13 protein-coding genes and 1 pseudogene are annotated in these 17247 nt (G+C 66.8%); 3 read left to right on the top strand and 11 right to left on the bottom strand.

Features of this window, described 5'->3' with window-relative positions:
* Window positions 1–189 precede the first annotated feature (189 nt).
* On the top strand, window positions 190–2175 hold the full coding sequence (locus tag HW274_RS05220) for a helicase HerA-like domain-containing protein (RefSeq protein ID WP_185989364.1): 1986 nt from the start codon (window positions 190–192) through the stop codon (window positions 2173–2175).
* Between the two features lie 120 nt (window positions 2176–2295).
* On the opposite strand, the gene HW274_RS05215 is transcribed toward HW274_RS05220, so the two are convergent.
* On the bottom strand, window positions 2296–5277 hold the full coding sequence (locus HW274_RS05215; RefSeq protein ID WP_185989363.1) for a leucine--tRNA ligase: 2982 nt from the start codon (window positions 5275–5277) through the stop codon (window positions 2296–2298).
* Between the two features lie 142 nt (window positions 5278–5419).
* Window positions 5420–5788: a MerR family transcriptional regulator gene (locus HW274_RS05210; protein ID WP_075253947.1), complete on the bottom strand. Its 369-nt coding sequence runs from the start codon at window positions 5786–5788 to the stop codon at window positions 5420–5422.
* A 73-nt stretch (window positions 5789–5861) separates the two neighbouring features.
* Here HW274_RS05210 and HW274_RS05205 point away from each other — a divergent pair, with 73 nt between their 5' ends.
* A complete protein-coding gene (locus HW274_RS05205) occupies window positions 5862–6593 on the top strand; it encodes an alpha/beta hydrolase (protein WP_081376207.1) in 732 nt (243 codons plus the stop codon).
* Here HW274_RS05205 and HW274_RS05200 read toward each other — a convergent pair.
* From HW274_RS05200 to HW274_RS05160, 9 genes and pseudogenes are all read right to left on the bottom strand, one after another.
* Window positions 6520–7038, bottom strand: coding sequence for a CPBP family intramembrane glutamic endopeptidase (locus HW274_RS05200; protein ID WP_178384993.1), 519 nt, complete (start codon window positions 7036–7038; stop codon window positions 6520–6522). The genes HW274_RS05205 and HW274_RS05200 overlap by 74 nt on opposite strands.
* A 615-nt stretch (window positions 7039–7653) precedes the next feature.
* The gene (locus HW274_RS05195; protein ID WP_075253945.1) at window positions 7654–8097 is read right to left on the bottom strand and encodes an HIT family protein; all 444 of its coding nucleotides are present in this window, start codon (window positions 8095–8097) and stop codon (window positions 7654–7656) included.
* Between the two features lie 517 nt (window positions 8098–8614).
* Window positions 8615–9382: pseudogene (locus HW274_RS05190) on the bottom strand (Abi family protein).
* A 329-nt stretch (window positions 9383–9711) separates the two neighbouring features.
* The gene (locus HW274_RS05185; RefSeq protein WP_081376205.1) at window positions 9712–10476 is read right to left on the bottom strand and encodes a metal-dependent transcriptional regulator; all 765 of its coding nucleotides are present in this window, start codon (window positions 10474–10476) and stop codon (window positions 9712–9714) included.
* Window positions 10473–11207, bottom strand: a complete 735-nt coding sequence (locus tag HW274_RS05180) for a vitamin K epoxide reductase family protein (protein ID WP_075253943.1) — start codon at window positions 11205–11207, stop codon at window positions 10473–10475. Before HW274_RS05180 ends, HW274_RS05185 begins: the two co-directional genes overlap by 4 nt.
* Window positions 11208–11301: 94 nt before the next feature.
* A complete protein-coding gene (locus tag HW274_RS05175) occupies window positions 11302–13317 on the bottom strand; it encodes a serine/threonine protein phosphatase (protein WP_075253942.1) in 2016 nt (671 codons plus the stop codon).
* 8 nt (window positions 13318–13325) lie between these two features.
* On the bottom strand, window positions 13326–14183 hold the full coding sequence (locus HW274_RS05170) for an HAD hydrolase family protein (RefSeq protein ID WP_075253941.1): 858 nt from the start codon (window positions 14181–14183) through the stop codon (window positions 13326–13328).
* A gap of 115 nt (window positions 14184–14298) precedes the next feature.
* Window positions 14299–14472 (bottom strand): methionine/alanine import family NSS transporter small subunit, encoded by a 174-nt coding sequence (locus tag HW274_RS05165; protein ID WP_009394879.1) that lies wholly within the window; start codon window positions 14470–14472, stop codon window positions 14299–14301.
* Between the two features lies 1 nt (window position 14473).
* On the bottom strand, window positions 14474–16054 hold the full coding sequence (locus HW274_RS05160; RefSeq protein ID WP_075253940.1) for a sodium-dependent transporter: 1581 nt from the start codon (window positions 16052–16054) through the stop codon (window positions 14474–14476).
* Window positions 16055–16281: 227 nt separating this feature from the next.
* On the opposite strand from HW274_RS05160, the gene deoD reads away from it, so the two are divergent.
* A complete protein-coding gene (deoD, locus tag HW274_RS05155) occupies window positions 16282–17004 on the top strand; it encodes a purine-nucleoside phosphorylase (RefSeq protein ID WP_075253939.1) in 723 nt (240 codons plus the stop codon).
* Window positions 17005–17247: the final 243 nt, after the last annotated feature.

Below are 17247 nucleotides of genomic sequence, written 5' to 3'. Positions count from 1 at the left end.
CATGGGGCGTGTAAACCTCGCGGCACTGGGGCGGGCATGTGCGGGATCAGACGTACTATCTCAACGCCGTTGAGGCCCGAGGGTACCTTGTTCGCCGGGCTCCTGCCTCTCTCGCGGTCAGAAACGGCGCCGGCTCCACTGGCACGCCTAGGTCAGCGCACTGGCAGGTTCGGCGTTTACGATGGCTCCATGACCGATTCCGCTGAGATCGCACGCCTCAAGGCCGAGGCCGCCCAGGCCGCCGCCGAAGCCGCCGCAGCCAAGGCAGCCGCCGCCCAGGCGGCCCTTGACGCCGCCATCGCCTCCACCCCGGCCTCGGCCGTGGAGCAGGCCGGCGAGCCCCCCGCTCAGGCGGCCCACGCCGCCCCCTCCGACGAACCGGCTGCGGCCGCCGAGCAGCCCCAGCAACCAGTGCAGGAGCCAGTTCAGGAGCCGGCACCCGCGCAGGCCGAGACCGCCGCTGCAGCCGACCAGGCATCGGGCAGTCAGGAGGCCGAGGAGACCGGCTACACCGCCCAGGTGCGTTCCGGCTACAGCTTCTCCTCCCCCACCCTGCCGGTGGGCACCTACCTCGACACGCTCTCGGGCGGCGAGCCCGCGGCGGTCAAGGACCTGTCGGTGGGCATCCCGCTGGGACTGCTCAACCGGCACGCGCTGGTGGCCGGGGCGACCGGAACCGGTAAGACCCGCACGCTCCAGCTCCTGGCCGAGGGGCTGTCCGCCGCCGGCGTCCCGGTGTTCCTGGCCGACGTCAAGGGGGACCTGACCGGACTGGCCGAGGCCGGAGCCTCCAACGACAAGATCGCCTCCCGCATCGCCTCCACCGGCCAGGACTGGACGGGCCAGTCCTTCCCCATCGAGCTGTTCAACCTCGGCGGGTCGGACTCCGGCGCCGGGATCAGCGGCACCCCGATCCGCACGACGGTCACCGAGTTCGGGCCGATCCTGCTCTCGCGGGTCCTGGGCCTGAATGACACGCAGGCCTCCGCCCTCCAGCTGGTGTTCCACTGGGCCGACAGCCAGGGGCTGGCCCTGCTGGACCTGAAGGACCTGCGCGCCGTCGTTGACTACCTGACAAACACGGAGGCCGGTAAGGAGGAGCTCAAGACCATCGGCGGGGTCTCCGCGGCCACGGCCGGAGTCATCCTGCGGGAGATCGCCGCCCTGGAGGCGGCCGGCGGCGAGGCCTTCTTCGGTGAGCCGGCGCTCGACGTGCGTGACCTCATGCGGGTCTCCCCCGATGGGCGCGGCATCATCTCCGCCCTGGAGCTGGCCGACATCCAGTCCCAGGGCACGCTGTTCTCCACCTTCCTTATGTGGCTGCTCGCCGAGCTCTTCGAGACCCTGCCGGAGGTCGGCGACCCGGACAAGCCCACCATGGTGTTCTTCTTCGATGAGGCGCACCTGCTGTTCTCCGGCGCCTCGAAGGCCTTCCTGGAGGCCGTGGTGCGCACGGTGCGGCTCATCCGCTCCAAGGGCGTGGGCATCGTCTTCATCACCCAGTCGCCCACGGACGTCCCCGACGAGGTCCTGGCTCAGCTCGGCAGCCGGGTGCAGCACGCGCTGCGCGCCCACACCCCGGCCGACGCCGCCAACCTCAAGAAGGCGGTCTCCACCTTCCCGGTCAGCCCGGTGGACCTCAGCCGGGTGCTCACGTCGCTGGGCACCGGCCAGGCCGTCGTCAGCGTGCTGGACGAGAAGGGGCGCCCGGCGCCGGTGGCCCCGGTGGTCATCAACGTGCCCGCCGCCGTCATGGGGCCGGCCCAGGATGGCACCGTCAACCAGGAGCTGTCCTCCTCACCGCTGAAACCCAAGTACGCCACGAGTGTGGACAACGAGTCCGCCTACGAGCTGCTGGCCCAGCGGGTCCAGGCCGACGCCGAGGCCGCCGAGGCCGCTCGCGCCGCCGAGCAGGCCGCCAAGGAGCAGGCCAAGGCCGACGCCGCCGCGCAGAAGGCCCTGGAGAAGGAGGCCGCCCGCCAGGCGGCTCAGCGTCAGAAGGAGGCCGAGCGCCTGGAGCGCGAGGCCGTCAAGGAGGCCCAGCGTCGCCAGCGCGAGGCGGAGAAGGCCGCCGAGCGGCGCCAGCGGGAGGTCGAGAAGACCATCGGCTCGGTGGGCCGCCAGATCACCCGCGAGATCACGCGCTCCATCTTCGGCACCCTCAGGCGCCGCTGAGAACCGGCTCAAGCAAGACGAAGGGGCTGCACCAACAATCTCGGTTGGTGCAGCCCCTCATGCTGTTCCAGGGCTAGCGCGGCGCGACCGCGAGCGGCGCCGTCGGGGAGCCCGCCGCGGTCACTCGGGGACGATGCTCACCAGCTTGGGGGCACGCACGATCACCTTGCGCACCCCGCGCCCGTCCAGGGTGCGGATGACGCCGGGGGCCTCCAGGGCCAGCTTCTCGAGCTCGGCCTCGGAGATGTCGGGGTCGACTTCGAGGCGGTCGCGGACCTTGCCCTTGACCTGGATGACGCAGGTGACCTTCTCGGCTGCCAGCAGCGCCTCATCGGTCACGACCGGGAAGTCCTCGTGGGCCAGGGATTGCTCGTGGCCCAGGCGCTTCCAGATCTCCTCGGCGATGTGCGGGGCCACGGGCGCCGTCATGAGGACGAGGGCCTCGACGGCCTCGCGCGGGACCGCCCCGAGCCCGGTGAGGTGGTTGTTGAGGACGATGAGCTTGGCGATGGCCGTGTTCAGGCGCATGCCCTCGTAGTCCTCGCGCACGCCCACGATCGTCTTGGCCACGAGCCGGCGGGTCTCCTCGTCGGCGCTCTCCTCGGTCACCGTCAGCTCGCCGGTGGTCTCGTCGATGACGTTGCGCCACAGGCGCTGCAGGAAGCGCTGGCTGCCGGCGACGGCGCGGGTGTCCCACGGGCGGTCGGCGTCCAGCGGGCCCATGCTCATCTCGTAGACGCGGAAGGTATCGGCACCGTAGGCCTCGTACATGTCGTCGGGGGTGACGATGTTCTTCAGGGACTTGCCCATCTTGCCGTACTCGCGGCGCACCGGCTGCCCCTGCCACAGGTAGCTGGTGGTGCCGTCCTCGGCGGTGACCTCCTCGACCTCGTCGGCGGGCACGTACTGGCCGCGAGCATCGGTGTAGGCGTAGGCCTGGACGTAACCCTGGTTGAAGAGGCGGTGGTAGGGCTCGGACGAGGAGACGTGGCCCAGGTCGAACAGGACCTTGTGCCAGAAGCGCGCGTAAAGCAGGTGCAGGACGGCGTGCTCGACGCCGCCGACGTACAGGTCGGTGCCCCCGGAGATGTTGCCGGCCTGAGGGCGCGGCCCCATCCAGTAGGCCTCGTTGGCCGGGTCGACGAGCGCCTTGTCGTCGGTGGGGTCGATGTAGCGCATCTCGTACCAGCACGAGCCGGCCCACTGCGGCATCGTATTGGTCTCGCGGTAGTAGGTCCGGGGGCCATCGCCCAGGTCGAGTTCGACCTCGACCCACTCGGTGGCCTTGCCCAGCGGCGGCTCCGGGGAGGAGTCGGCGTCGTCGGGGTCGTAGGAGCGCGGCGAGTAGTCGGTGACCTCGGGCAGCTCGACCGGCAGCATCGACTCGGGCAGGGCGTGGACGCCGCCGTCCTCGTCCCACACGATCGGGAAGGGCTCGCCCCAGTAGCGCTGGCGGGAGAAGAGCCAGTCGCGCAGGCGGTAGGTGACCGCGCCGCGGCCGACGCCCTTGGCCTCCAGCCAGCCGATCATGGTGGCCTTGGCCTCGTCCTTGCCCATGCCGTTGATATCCAGGTCGCCCTGGGCGGAGTTCACGACCACACCGTCACCGGTGTAGGCCTGGGAGCTCAGGTCGACGCCGTGCGGGTCATCGGCCGGGCCGATGGTCTGGATGATGTCGATGTCGTACTTGGTGGCGAAGGCGTAGTCACGCTCGTCATGGGCGGGCACGGCCATGATGGCGCCGGTCCCGTAACCCATGAGGACGTAGTCGGCCACGAAGACCGGTACCTTCGCCCCGTTGACGGGGTTGATGCCGAAGAAGCCGGTGAAGACGCCGGTCTTGACCCGGCCCTCGTCGGTGCGGTCGGCGTCCGACGTCGCCGCGGCCTGGGCGCGGTAGGCGGCCACGGCCTCGGCGGGGGTCGCGTAGCCGCCGGTCCAGGCCTCCTTGGTGCCCTCGGGCCATGCGGCCGGGACGGTCAGGGCCGCGGCGTCGTCGGCGATCTGGGCCTCGGTGCGCACCGAGCCGGAGGCCTGCAGGCCACCCAGCATGGGGTGCTCGGGGGCCACCACCATGAAGGTGGCGCCGAAGAGGGTGTCGGGGCGGGTGGTGTAGACGCTCAGCGACGCGTCCTGCTGGTCGCCCTGGCCGGCCCCGGGCACGGCGAAGGTCACCTCGGCGCCCTCGGAGCGGCCGATCCAGTTGCGCTGCATGAGCTTGACCTTCTCGGGCCAGTCCACGGTGTCCAGGTCCTCGGCGAGGCGGTCGCCGTAGGCGGTGATGCGCATCATCCACTGGCGCAGGTTGCGCTTGAAGACCGGGTAGTTGCCCCGCTCGGAGCGGCCCTCGGAGGTGACCTCCTCGTTGGCCAGCACCGTGCCCAGGCCGGGGCACCAGTTGACGGGGGCGCTGGAGACGTAGGCCAGGCGGAAGGAGTCAATGACCTCGGCCTGCTCGGCGGCGCTCAGGACGTCCCAGTCGCGGCCGTCGGGAACGGGGACCTGGCCGGAGGCGAGCTTGTCGCGCAGCTCGGTCACCGGCCGGGCCGCGCCCTTGCCGCGGCCGTCGCGGCGAGGGGCCTCGGGATCGAACCAGGAGCTGAAGACCTGCAGGAAGATCCACTGGGTCCAGCGCACGTAGTCGACGTCGATGGTGGCCAGGGAGCGGCGCTGGTCGTGGGACAGGCCCAGGCGGCGCAGCTGGCGGCGCATGTTGGCGATGTTGGCCTCGGTGGAGATGCGCGGGTGCTGACCGGTGGTGACGGCGTACTGCTCGGCGGGCAGGCCGAAGGCGTCGTAGCCCATCGTGTACAGGACGTTCTTGCCGGTCATCCGGGTGAAGCGGGCGACGACGTCGGTGGCGATATAGCCCAGCGGGTGGCCCACGTGCAGGCCCTTGCCGGAGGGGTAGGGGAACATGTCCAGCAGGAAGAACTTCTCCTTGTCCGCCCTGGGGCCGGCCAGAGCGCCGACGGGGTTGTCGGCGTTGAAGGTGCCCTCGACCTCCCAGCGGTCCTGCCAGGCGGTCTCGATGGAGTCCGCCAGCTCCGCCGTGTAGCGGAAGGGGGTGTCGGACTCGACCGGTGCGGTTCTCTCTGACATCGCGGCAGCGCTCTTTTCCTACTCGTGCTTCCTGGTGCTGGGGCACAGCCTATCGCCCGCCAGCAGTAGGGCCCGGCGGCGTCCGTCCCACGGGCGGGCGAGACCGGTCACGTCAGCGGGGAGGGCCTGAGCAGGGCCGTCCTCACTCTTCTTCCCCAGCCTCGGCCCTGAAGCGGTTGAGGGCATCCTGCTCACGCGCCAGGCGACTGCGGTGCCGGGCGATCCGCTCCTCGACCGCCTCGAGCTCGCGGCGCAGGTTGGAGCACATGGTGATGGAGACGACTCGGTCATCACCGGCAACCTTGACGCAGTCCAGGTAGCGCCGGGCGGCGGCAACGCCGAGACCGGTGGCCAGGATCGGCCGGATGCGTGCGACGGTGTCGAGGTCCTTCAGGCTGTAGTTCCGATATCCGGCCGAGGTCCTCGTGGGCACGAGCAGACCGGCCTCCTCGTAGTGCCTCAGGGAACGGGGACTGACGCCCGCCTGCCGGGCGAACTCTCCGATACGCACGAGGAACGCTCCTTTCCGTTGAGCAGCTTCTGCTTGACCTTGCCACTGGCGTCAACGTCTACCGTCCAGGGGCATGGATCACGTGACAGAACATCACCCCTCTTACGGACTCGACGGGTTCGACAGGGTCATTCTCGTCCACGGCTTCGGAGCGGGGCCTGACGAGCACTGGTTTCCCTGGCTCGCGCGGAGTGTGCCCCACCTCGAGGCACTGGAACTACCTTCCCCTCAGGCCCCTCGAGCCTCGATCTGGGTTCCGATGATAGCCGAGAGAATCGGATCATCACTGGACAGCTTGGCAGGACTGGCAATTGTGACGCACAGTCTTGGTGGGATCGCCGCGCTTCGAGCGATCGAGCGGGTCATCTCGAGCTCACCGGACCACCGTGACGAACAGCACCTGGCGGCCTTCATCGCCGTCGCCCCCTTCGCACAGCATCTCCCTCCAACGGGCGAGGCGGAGCTCGACCATTTCCTCATCACCGGACTGAGCGACTTCCTCAAGGGCGCGGACCCCCGTGAGCTGCGTCCATTTCTGGGCGCCACCACGGTCATCCACTCCGACAACGACCCACTCGTCCCCCAAGAGGCCTCGCTGGATGTCGCCACCGCGCTTGACGCCGACGTCGTCACCGTTCCGGGTGCAGGCCATTTCCTGGCCTCCGACGGCGTCACATCGCTTCCGCAGATCGGAACGACCCTCAGAAATCAAGCAACACCAGAAGTCACCCCTATTCGCTCCTCACCCCCATCTTGGCTTGACGCGCAGCAGCAAAATCTCCAACACCCATCTTCACACCAATAATGTACGCCATCACTGCACTCAGGGCCGTCGCCAGGAACCACATCAAGCATGTCCCCACCGTGTACTCCACGCCCACAGCCTGAAGCACAACATTAGCGACACCATGAACCACAGAGGCCGCGAGAACACGATTCCGCCAAGATCCCACCCAGACGGACGCCATGATCACATCCAAACCAATGGCACACCCCATGAATAGAGTGACATACAGGAGACCAAGATCAAAATACTGCAAATGACAGGCACCGAAGAAGGCGCCGTTAACGATGACACGCAGCCAGGGGTGACATCTCTCGGCCATTGCTCGGTACATCACCCCTCTGTACCCGATCTCCTCACACCAACTACCAACGAACAAACCAACAACGACCAGCAGCACCACGCCAGGACCCGCCCAGCCCGGCGGGACGAATGACAGCCCTCCGGGCTCGATGAGCAGGACCATAAGAGCTCCGTACACAGAGGCAGTGAACCCGACCGCAATCCACCCTCTGCGCAGCATCTTGACAGAGACTTGAGGAGTATCCCCCGGAAACCACCCAGGAACCATGAGCCTGCACACCACCGTCGCGATCAACGGCCCAGTCATCACAAGAGGGAACACCTCATACGGAATATGCCTGAATATTGTGTGACCTTCCTGAAGCCCTGCCATCACTCGAGAAGCCGGAGCCATGATAACGATCCAAAGAACCGTCAGAGAGACAGGTCTGTCTCCACCCTCACCACGATGCCTCATCCTCTCCAGGACGCCACGAGCACACATTTTCCGCCTTCCAGCTGGGATGCATATCCAACGCCTGCGACACTAGCCGCGGAAACAGTGGAAGGCAACAAATTTCTGCCCTTCAGTACAGATTTAATAGATCTGTCCAGATAACCTCAGCAGCACTGTCGGGCTGCCCCGACACACGATGTCGGGGCAGCCCGACCTCCAGTTCCTCTCACGTGATTCATCAACGGAGATTGACTGACCGACACAGGTCCTGGGATACGCAGTCGCATCGGACTCTCGACACCGACGTCCTCTTTTCAAAGAAGACGTCGATTCAGAGCGTCATCACACCACAGGGCTGTCCATCTGCACAGGCACGAACTCGCCCCAGCCGTCCTCGACGAGGCCGGCCCGCAGACGCTCCATGGCGGCGTCGAGCTCGGGGGCCTCGGGGTGGCGGGCCGAGGAGAAGGACAGGTCCTCCTCGCAGCGGATCGGCAGCACGTGCAGGTGCAGGTGGTCGACGCCGTAACCGGCCACGACGAGCCCGGCGCGGGGCGCCTCGAAGACGCGCACCTGCGCAGCTCCAATGCGCTTGGCGACCACAGCCAGGTGCGCCACCACGTCATCGGGCGCGTCCACGTAGGAGTCGACCTCGAGCCGTGGGACCACGAGGACGTGCCCGTCGGTGTGCGGCTCAATGGTGGCGAAGGCGACGCAGACCTCGTCCGCCCACACGAACCGGCCGGGGATCTCGCCGGCAATGATCTTGGTGAAAATCGTGCTCATGGCCCCATTGTCCCCCAGCCGGGCCCGAAACCGTCCAGGTTTGGCAACAGACGAGCAGTCGCTCACGGGCACGAGTCGGCGCGACGTCGAGCCACAGATACCGCGCCAACTGATCCGGAACGAACTGGACCTGAACGGGATCGAGCCGTTCAACGTGCTCGATGGCCGTGAAGAAGATGGCCTCCTGGCCGCGAACCAGGGCCGAGACCCCGCCACCTCAAGGCGCAGGCCGGGAGTCGCTGAGCCACCATCCGTACTGTCCACTCCTCATCATGAATGAGAACCTGCTCTCTGAAAGCCTAGGCGGAAGTGTCTGCCTCGCTTTGGAAGAAACGGTGTCGCCAGGAACTGCCTATTGCTGCCCCATGAGCCATTCTCTCGCTCGAGCCACGATGAACGCACAGGAGCCTATCAAGCCGGCAAGTACGCAACAGGCTGACTTTGAGTACCTTCGATAGCAATAGTCCGACAATTCAAGTCCACACCACCAACCATACCTCACGACACACTAGATGACCTACAATTTCCATAGTTCACCCTGAACCCAACCATCAGGGGCACCCGTGCTCCCAAAAGGAACAATCTCATTTTCTGGAAACGTCCTGAACACCGAAGGTAGTATCTTAAGATTACCCACCTTAAGAACCCTCAGTAGATATTGAATCAAAGTAGCCTGACCAAAAATTCGATTCATCGCGTCGACACAGAAAAGCACCTCGGGATGCGTTTTCCTTCTCGGCAACCTAGGCGTTTTGCCATAAACTCGATTATACATACGCCCATGATGTGCCGCGATATTTCTCACAATATTCAGGGTTTTTAACCAAGATTCCAACTGCGGAGAAGTGAGATTGACAACATCAGCAACCTCCACCTGGGCAACGCGAGGCGACATTGAATAAAGATGCGTCAGCATCCCCCAGTCCAGCACTTCAACCGCAGCCCACACAGGGAGATTCCCACCATACTTATCCTTGTGGTGAACTACAAAATCTTCACGTGAACCCTTCAACTTATCTTCATACCTATTCAGTCACTCTTTGTATTCTGACGATCACTCCCCTCTTGCGACTGGGCCCAACAAATCTGCACTAAGATGAATGCACGGGTCTATCTCACCCAACGCATGCCCAACCAAGGCGCGCATAGACAGTTCAACTGGCGCCAGCGCAGCGAGGACCGCTACCCTAAGTCGCGCATCAAAATCATAGAGAGCAACCACATCATCAAAAGCAGACCCAGGAAGAAAACGATCAGATCGACCATCCCCATCCGGCTTACGCATACGGAACGGATACCAGTACCCCGATAGGCGATAGTAGTTGACCCGACGCAATTTCTCGATGGCTCGCTCACGATCTGCAACACACATTCCCCGCCCTATAAGGAGATCCACCTGCTCCTCATAAGTTTTAAAGTTCTTGGGCTGCTCAACCACCACTGTCACCTTGACTCGTCATCGAGATAAACGAAGACCGGCCCTGGACTTCCTTGACGGAAGCGGAACCGGTCGTGATGGCTAGAAATATAATCGACGAAATACCCGACATCCAACTTAATGGAACGTGACTTAAGTCATAATCTTGCACAGAATAGGGTAGTGACAGCTTCAGGTCAGGCCAGCAGCCACAGGGAGCCGTCGGGGATGATGGCCTCCGGAGCATCCTTGGGCGCTGCGCCGCGTGAGGCGTCGTCATCCAGCAGGGCGATGACGGTCGCCCGCCGGCGGCCACCGCCCTCCACGGCCGGCGCCACGGTGCCCCGATCGCGGATCCGCACCCGGCTGTCCAGCCCGATGCCGGCCCGTTCCAGGCGGCGCAGTGTCTCGGTGTCGTCCTGGATCCGTCCGACCACGCCGTCAGAGCCCACCGGCAGCGTCTCCAGGCCCACCAGGTCGGGCACGATGAGGCGGCCGTCGGCCGTGGGGATCGGGTCCCCGTGCGGATCACGGGTGGGGTGCCCCAGGACCGCGTCGAGCCTCTCCAGTAACCGCTCGGAGACGGCGTGCTCGAGCTCCTCGGCCTCGGCGTGCACCTCATCCCAGCCGAAGCCGAGCCGGGTGACCAGGTAGGTCTCCAGGATGCGGTGACGGCGGATCATGCCCATGGCCCGTCGTCGCCCCTCCTCGGAGAGAGTGACGGCCTTGTAGGGCTCGTGGACGAGCAGTCCCTCCTCCACGAGGCGGGCCACGTTCTCCGAGGCGGTCGAGGGGGCCACCTCCATGCGTTTGGCCAGGCCGGTGACGGAGGCGCCCGCGCCGCCCCACTCGCAGGCGGCCCAGACGACCTTGAGGTAGTCCTGCGTGACGGTCGAGTCTCCCTCCACCGAGGACCTCCCACCGGCCCCGCTCGGAGCCCGCCGCTCCTTGGGCGCAGTCACCCGAACAGCCTCGCCAGCTGGCCGCCGAAGGCGATGACGATGGTGAGAACCACCGCCAGGTACATCGCCGCCATGATCCACCAACGGGCCTTGAGCACGTCCAGCGCCAGGTTGTCACGCAGCCCCAGGTGCCCGCCGGCCGCGGCCCAGGCCCAGGAGTGGGCGGCCACCGGGATGGTGACGGACCAGATGACCATGCAGAAGGGGCAGAGCTTGCCGAAGGTCATGATGGAGACGGACAGGAACCAGATGACGAAGGCGATCCCACCAAGGCTGCCGGCGCTGAGCCCCCACCACATCCAGCGCGGCAGGCGCGCGCCGCTGAGCAGGACCATGCCGATCGCGGCCAGCGCCCCGAAGGCGATGGCCCCGACGAAGGAGTTGGGCACCCCCAGCAGGTTTCCCTGCCACACATTGAGGGAGTCCCCGCATGACACCAGGGGGCTGACGTCGCAGACGAGCTCCGCGTCCGGGTTGCGCAGCAGGTCGAGCTGGGCGGTGATGAGCTCCCAGCAGGCGAGGATCCCGATGAGTGCGCACGCGGTGAGCAGCCAGCCGAATCCCCGCTCGGCCCCGGAGCGCCGCAGCCAGGCCGGGCGCGCGGAGGAGCCCTCGCCGGTATCACGACGGGCGCGTCGGTCGAGCTCTTGAGCGGGACCGGAGCCCAGGTAGGCCTCGAGCTCTTCCTCGCTCATCTCATCGATCTCGGCATCTGTGGGCATGCGCGACATCGTCAGTCTCCTCACCGGTGGTGCGTCAGCAGTTCTTCTGGACCTCGTAGGGTTATCAGGACGAGAGCGTATGCCACATACGGTCGCCTGTGCCCTACCCGCCCGAGAATTCGCTCTCCGCCTGGGGCTCTGCCCCCTCCTGTGGCGCAGAGGCATCCTCGGGCCTCGTGCTCTGCGGGGCTCCGGTCGGTGTCGGCACCGGGGTGGCCGACGCCGTCGGGCTGGGGGTCGAGGCCATCGTGGCCGTGGTCTGTCCCGGGACGATACCGGGAACGGACCGCCAGGCCCCCACCGTCACCGAGGCGTCGGAGTGGAGGATGACGGCGCGCCAGGCCACCAGCGCGCCGGCGGAGTCGAAGGACATGACGTGGAGGAAGGCGTCCTCGGTGACCGACCCCAGGGACGTGCCACCCTTGCCTGCGCCCGAGATGATCCCGGTGACGGGCAGGCCGGTTCGGGGGCTGATCGTCGTGGTCATCCCCCGCTCGGCGTGGACGTGCCCGGCCAAGAGCAGCGGCGCGCAGCCCTCCTTCGTGAGCGTGTCGAAGGTGGCGGGCTGATGAATGAGGACGACGTCGACCGGCGTGCTCCCGCAGCTGGCCGTGGCCAGGCGGGAGGCGATCTTCTCGGTGGTCTCCCCGTTGCGGGGCTTGGTGCCCGCGGCCGTCGTGCGCTCGGCGTCGTCGTGCCCCAGGAAGGTGATCCCGGCGACTGTCTGGACCGAACCGTTGGTGACGGTCCACCCCTGGGCGCGCAGGCGGGCGGCCGTGGCGTCGGAGTCGTGGTTGCCGATCGTGGCGACCTTCTTCGTCGAGCTCGGGACCGCCTGGGTCAGCGCGTCGACGCACACCCGCTCCGGATCCGAGCCGGTCATAGTCAGGTCGCCGTCGTCCATGTGGATGTCGGCACCGGAGAGCTGGTCGAGGACCCCGGAGAAGGCGATGACGTCGAGGTTGCAGTGCAGGTCCGTGGTGAACACGGCGGTCTTGCGTCCGCGCTCGGGCACCGATCGGGCCCCGGTCACCGAGATCGAGGGCGTCGCTGTGGCCGTCGGACTCTCAGAGGGCTGTGGGGCGGTGCCGGGCTCCGGGTCGGGACCGGCATTCACCAGGGTCTTCGCGGAGGATGCCTTGACCCGGCTCTGAAGGCTCTCGGTGTCCACCTTGCCGTCGACGGCGGTGACGTCCACCAGACCCTCAGTCTGCTCGGCGGCCTTCCAGGCGGCCCGCAGGTTGGTGTCCGCCTTGGCGTAGAAGCCCTTGTTCGTCTCCACGAAGGTGCGCGCCTTGGGCCCGTAGGCGGTGACGACGTCGGCGATACGTCCCGAGAAACGGGCCTGGGCCAGCGGGGTCCCCTCCAGGACGGACAGGGTGGAGCCGGGCGAGGTGGCCGTGCGCATGGCCGGTACCAGGAGGGAGGTCGCGGTGGCCACGGTCGCACAGGCCGCCACGGTGGTGGCCCAGCGGTGCGAGGCGCCGGCTCGGACGGTCTCGCGCCAGGGCTTGGTCGGCGCCAGGCGCCAAGCGGCCACACAGCACAGGAAGATCGCCTCAACGACCCCGGCCCGGCGCAGGGCGTCGCCGGCCAGTGCGTAGAGGCCCTGCCGGATCGTCAGGTCGGGGTGGGAGACCAGTGAGAGGTAGGAGGTCGCGTCGGAGGACAGGGACTGGCCCACGCTGGCGGCATTGGCCGTATCGGGTGTCGGGTCGCCCGGGATCTCTCCCAGGACCACCTTGACGCCGAGCATCCCTGCCGGGGACTCCAGCGAGGCCGTTCCCAGCGGCCCGAGGTCCAGGGTGACGGTGGAGTCCAGGGTCGTCGACCAGGTCGCCTCATGCGGGCCGACCGGTGACGAGGCCGTCGCCGTGGACAGCCCCAGCAGGAGGGAGACGAGGCTGGAGGCCAGGATCATGGCCGCCGTTCCGATCACCGTGCGGGTGCCGGGGCGACGACGACGCCACCACAGGCGCGGCGACAGCAGCACTGTGGCGACCAGGGCGCAGCAGCGTCGCACGGCCGTCAGCAGACCGTCCCACAGGTCCCCTGCTCGCTCGGTGGTGCCGGTATCGGCGTCGGCTTCGGTGTCAGGGCCTGAAGATGTCCGTACCACCGCTCGCCTCAGAGCCGAGCGCCCAGCGAGACCTGGGCTGCCGGGTCCTCACCGCCGTGCACGTCAGAGGCGATCAGACTCGCCAGGGAGGTGACGTAGGCAACGGTGTCCTGCCAGCCGCTCACCGCCTGGCAGGGAACGCCCAGGGCCTTGACGGGATAGTCGTTGCCCTCCGGGTCCAGGCGGTCGCCGACGAAGATCATCTCCTCCAACGCGATACCGGTCATCTCCGCCAAGCGCTTCATGCCGTAGGCCTTGTCCACCCCCTTGAGGGTGATGTCGACGCTTGTGGAGCCGCCTGAGCGGACCTCCAGGTCCGGAAGGAGCGGGGCGACGGCGTCACGCAGGGCGGCCTTCTTCTCACCCGTGGGATCCCAGGCACGTTTGGCGTCCAGAGGGGCCTCCTGCCCCAGTGCGGAGAAGGTGATCTGGCTGCCGCGGTCCTCCAGGATCGCTCCCCAGGTCTGATCCTCCCACAGACCGAGGCGTCGAGCCTGGGCCTCGACGATCTCAAAACCGGCGCGGATCTGCTCAGGGGTGAGGTCGTTGGCATAGACCAGCGTCCAGGCGTCCTCATCGCTCTGGGCACGGGAGGGGTCGTAGGTGTAGTAGCGCGTTCCGCAGGTGGGCATGAGGTGAAGCCGGGAGAGCTCATCGGCGTCGGCGTCGAGGTGAGCCAGAACCTGGTCGCGGAACTGCCCCACCTGCCCACCGGAGATGATGCAGACGGGGACGACGTCGAGCAGCCGCCTGAGCGCAGTGGCCATGGCCGGTGGCATGGCCGACTTGGAGGGCGCCAGCGTGTCGTCGAGGTCGAAGGCCACCAGGCGAGGCAGTGCCCGGGGGCTCACATCAGTCTGAGTCATAGGCGTATTGTGTCCCACCCGCCTGGAAACCGGCCGAACCGGGCCCCAGACGGGTGGTGGAGTCAGTCTCTCTTCTCAGGCGGTCGCGTCAGCGTCTCTCAGCGGACCGCACCGGTCAGTCGGCCTGCTCGGGATGGAGCATGTGCTCGCGGGCCCGCGCCGAGGCCTCGGCCCGGGCGTCGCGGTCCTCGCGGCGTCCGCGCGAGATGAGCGCGGTGATGGATACCGCCAGACCGCCCCAGATGATGACGATGGCGAGCAGCATGATGAGCACGGCGATTCCGGTCATCTCAGTCCTCCTCCTGGGAAGCGGCCTCCAGCGTGAGGGCCTCGAACTCGTCCACCGGGGTCCTCCAGGGGATGAGGCTCATGATGGCGGTGCCCAGGGCGACCACCAGCAGCATCCCCCATCCGAAGACCATGACGAAGCCGCTGGAGTAGGACTCCGACTCATATCCTTCGGACAGGTACGTCCACAGGGTCTGGATGAACATGTACCCCAGCAGGACGGGGACGACGGCACCGACGAGGACCCTCCACCACAGGCCGATCATCCGGGACTCGGAGACGGCGTTGAGGTGGTCCTGAAGCAGCTTGGTGCGCCGCAGCAGCCAGGCGACCACCACGCACATGATGATGGCCGAGGCGACCACGCCGATGTTGTTGATGAAGGCGTCCACGACGTCGAGGTCCGGCAGGCCCGAGCTGGTGGCGAACAGGATGAAGGACAGGACGGCGGCCGGGACGCCGACGACGAGGGAGGCCTTCTTCGGCGTCAGGTCGAGTTTCTCCCCCACGCCGGCGGCGACCACCTGGATGATGGAGATGAAGGAGGTCAGCCCCGCCATGGAGAAGGAGGCGAAGAAGAGCACCCCGAAGAGCGCACCTCCGGGCATCTGGGAGATGACGGTGGGGAAGGTGATGAAGGACAGGGAGGGCCCAGTGATCTTCATCTCGCTGATCCCGACGTGCTGCGTGTGCGCCATGAAGCCGAGGGTCGCGAAGACGCCGATCCCTGCGAACAGCTCGAAGGAGGAGTTGGCGAAGCCCGCCACGAGGCCGGTTCCCACCAGGTTGGAGCGACGTCGCTGGAGGTAGGAGGCGTAGGTGAGCATGATGCCGAAGCCCACGGACAGGGAGAAGAAGATCTGCCCGAAGGCCGCCATCCACACCTGGTAGTCCAGCAGGGCGGACCACTTGGGCGTGAACAGGGCATTGAGCCCCTCCCCTGCTCCCGGGAGCAGGAGGGCGCGCACCACGAGGCCGGCGAACATGATGACCAGCAGCGGCAGGAAGATCTTGTTGGCCTTCTCCACGCCTCCACTCACGCCCAGGGCGGTCACCACCAGACCGAAGCCCCACACGAACAGCAGCGGCAGGGCCACGCCCATGACGACTGCCGGTGAGTAGGCGACATCGGAGCCGAGCCGGTCCATCCCGATGTAGTGCTGGAAGAAGCCCGCCGCGTCGTCGCCCCAGGCGATGTTGACGGAAAAGAACATGTAGCGCAGGGACCAGGCCACGACCACCGCGTAGTAAGTCATGATGACGAAGCAGATGAAGACCTGGAGCCACCCCAGCCACTCGAGCCCGGTGGACAGACGCCGGAAGACCGCCGGTGGCGAGCCGCGGAAGCGGTGCCCCAGGGCGTAGTCGAGGAAGAGGATCGGCAGCCCGGCCGCCAGCAGCGCGATGACGTAGGGGACGATGAAGGCGCCGCCGCCGTTGGTGTAGGCCACGCCTGGGAAGCGCCAGATGTTGCCCAGGCCGATCGCCGAGCCGATGGCGGCGATGAGGAAGCCGAGCTGCCCGCTCCACTGCTCGCGCGGAGGAGCCTGAAGAGACTCGCTCTCCCCTGTCTTGGAGGACATGAGTACCTTCCGTGATATGACGAATGGAGGCGGCCCAGGGGCCACCTTTTCCTGCGGACTGGTCGCAGGCCCTTTTGTCGTTGGACGCTAGTCGAGCGACCACGATGTGTCGTCTGACGTCCACGATACGGACAGTCGTCAGGGTGGTCACCTGTCTTTTCTCACGCGATCCATGCCACACTGAACACTACTGTTCACACCTGATCCACCACCCCGAGAGGACCCCCATGGCCACCCCTCACATCGCTGCAGAGCCCGGAGACTTCGCCCCCGCCGTCCTTATGCCCGGCGACCCCAAACGGGCCCAGCGCATTGCTGAGCTCCTCATGGACGATGCCCGCCTGGTCACTGACGTGCGCGGGATGCTGGGCTTCACCGGGACCGTGAACGGCAGGCCGCTGAGCGTCATGGGCTCAGGAATGGGGCAGCCCTCCTTCACGATCTATGCCACCGAGCTGTTCAGCCAGTTCGGGGTGGAGCGGATCATTCGGGTGGGCACTGCCGGCGCCCTGTCCCCGAAGGTCAAGGTCGGCGACGTCATCGTGGCCACCGGAGCCCACACGGACTCCTCCATGAACCAGCTGCGCATCCCGGGCGTCAACTTCAGCGCCGTGGCGGACTTCCGGCTGGCAGCGGCCGCGTACCAGGCCTCGCAGCTCGAGGGGGCTCAGGCCGGCGGAGCAGTCCACCTGGGCACCGTCATATCGCGGGACCACTTCTACTTCACCCCCCAGGGGCAGACGGAGGCACTGGCGAGGTACGGGGTCCTGGGAGTGGAGATGGAGGCCGCCGCCCTCTACGGAGTCGCCGCCGAGTACGACAAGCAGGCATTGGCGATCCTGACCGTCTCCGACCACCTGCTGGACCACTCCAGCGACATGAGCGCCGCCGAGCGCGAGACACGTTTCACGGACTCTCTGCGCCTGGCCGTGGCCGCCGCGCACAGCTGATCGGCGCATGACCTTCGGGCTCACCGGTCTGTCCGGGCGGCCCAGGCAACAGCGACTCTCCCAAGGCGGGGCGGGCACAGCTCGCCCCGCCCTTGACGTCAACGCCCTCCGCGCAGCGGAAAGTCCTCGACCGCACTCGCGCAGGACTGCCTTACCTGGGAGGAATAACGAAAACCGACGGCACACAACCCAGACTTTCCCCGAGGGCCGCAAACAGACCGGAACACCTCCTCCTTGGCCGTT

It is taken from the genome of Actinomyces sp. oral taxon 169, from assembly GCF_013394715.1.
Lineage (GTDB): Bacteria > Actinomycetota > Actinomycetes > Actinomycetales > Actinomycetaceae > Actinomyces.
This window is presented reverse-complemented; position numbering and strand designations above follow the sequence as displayed.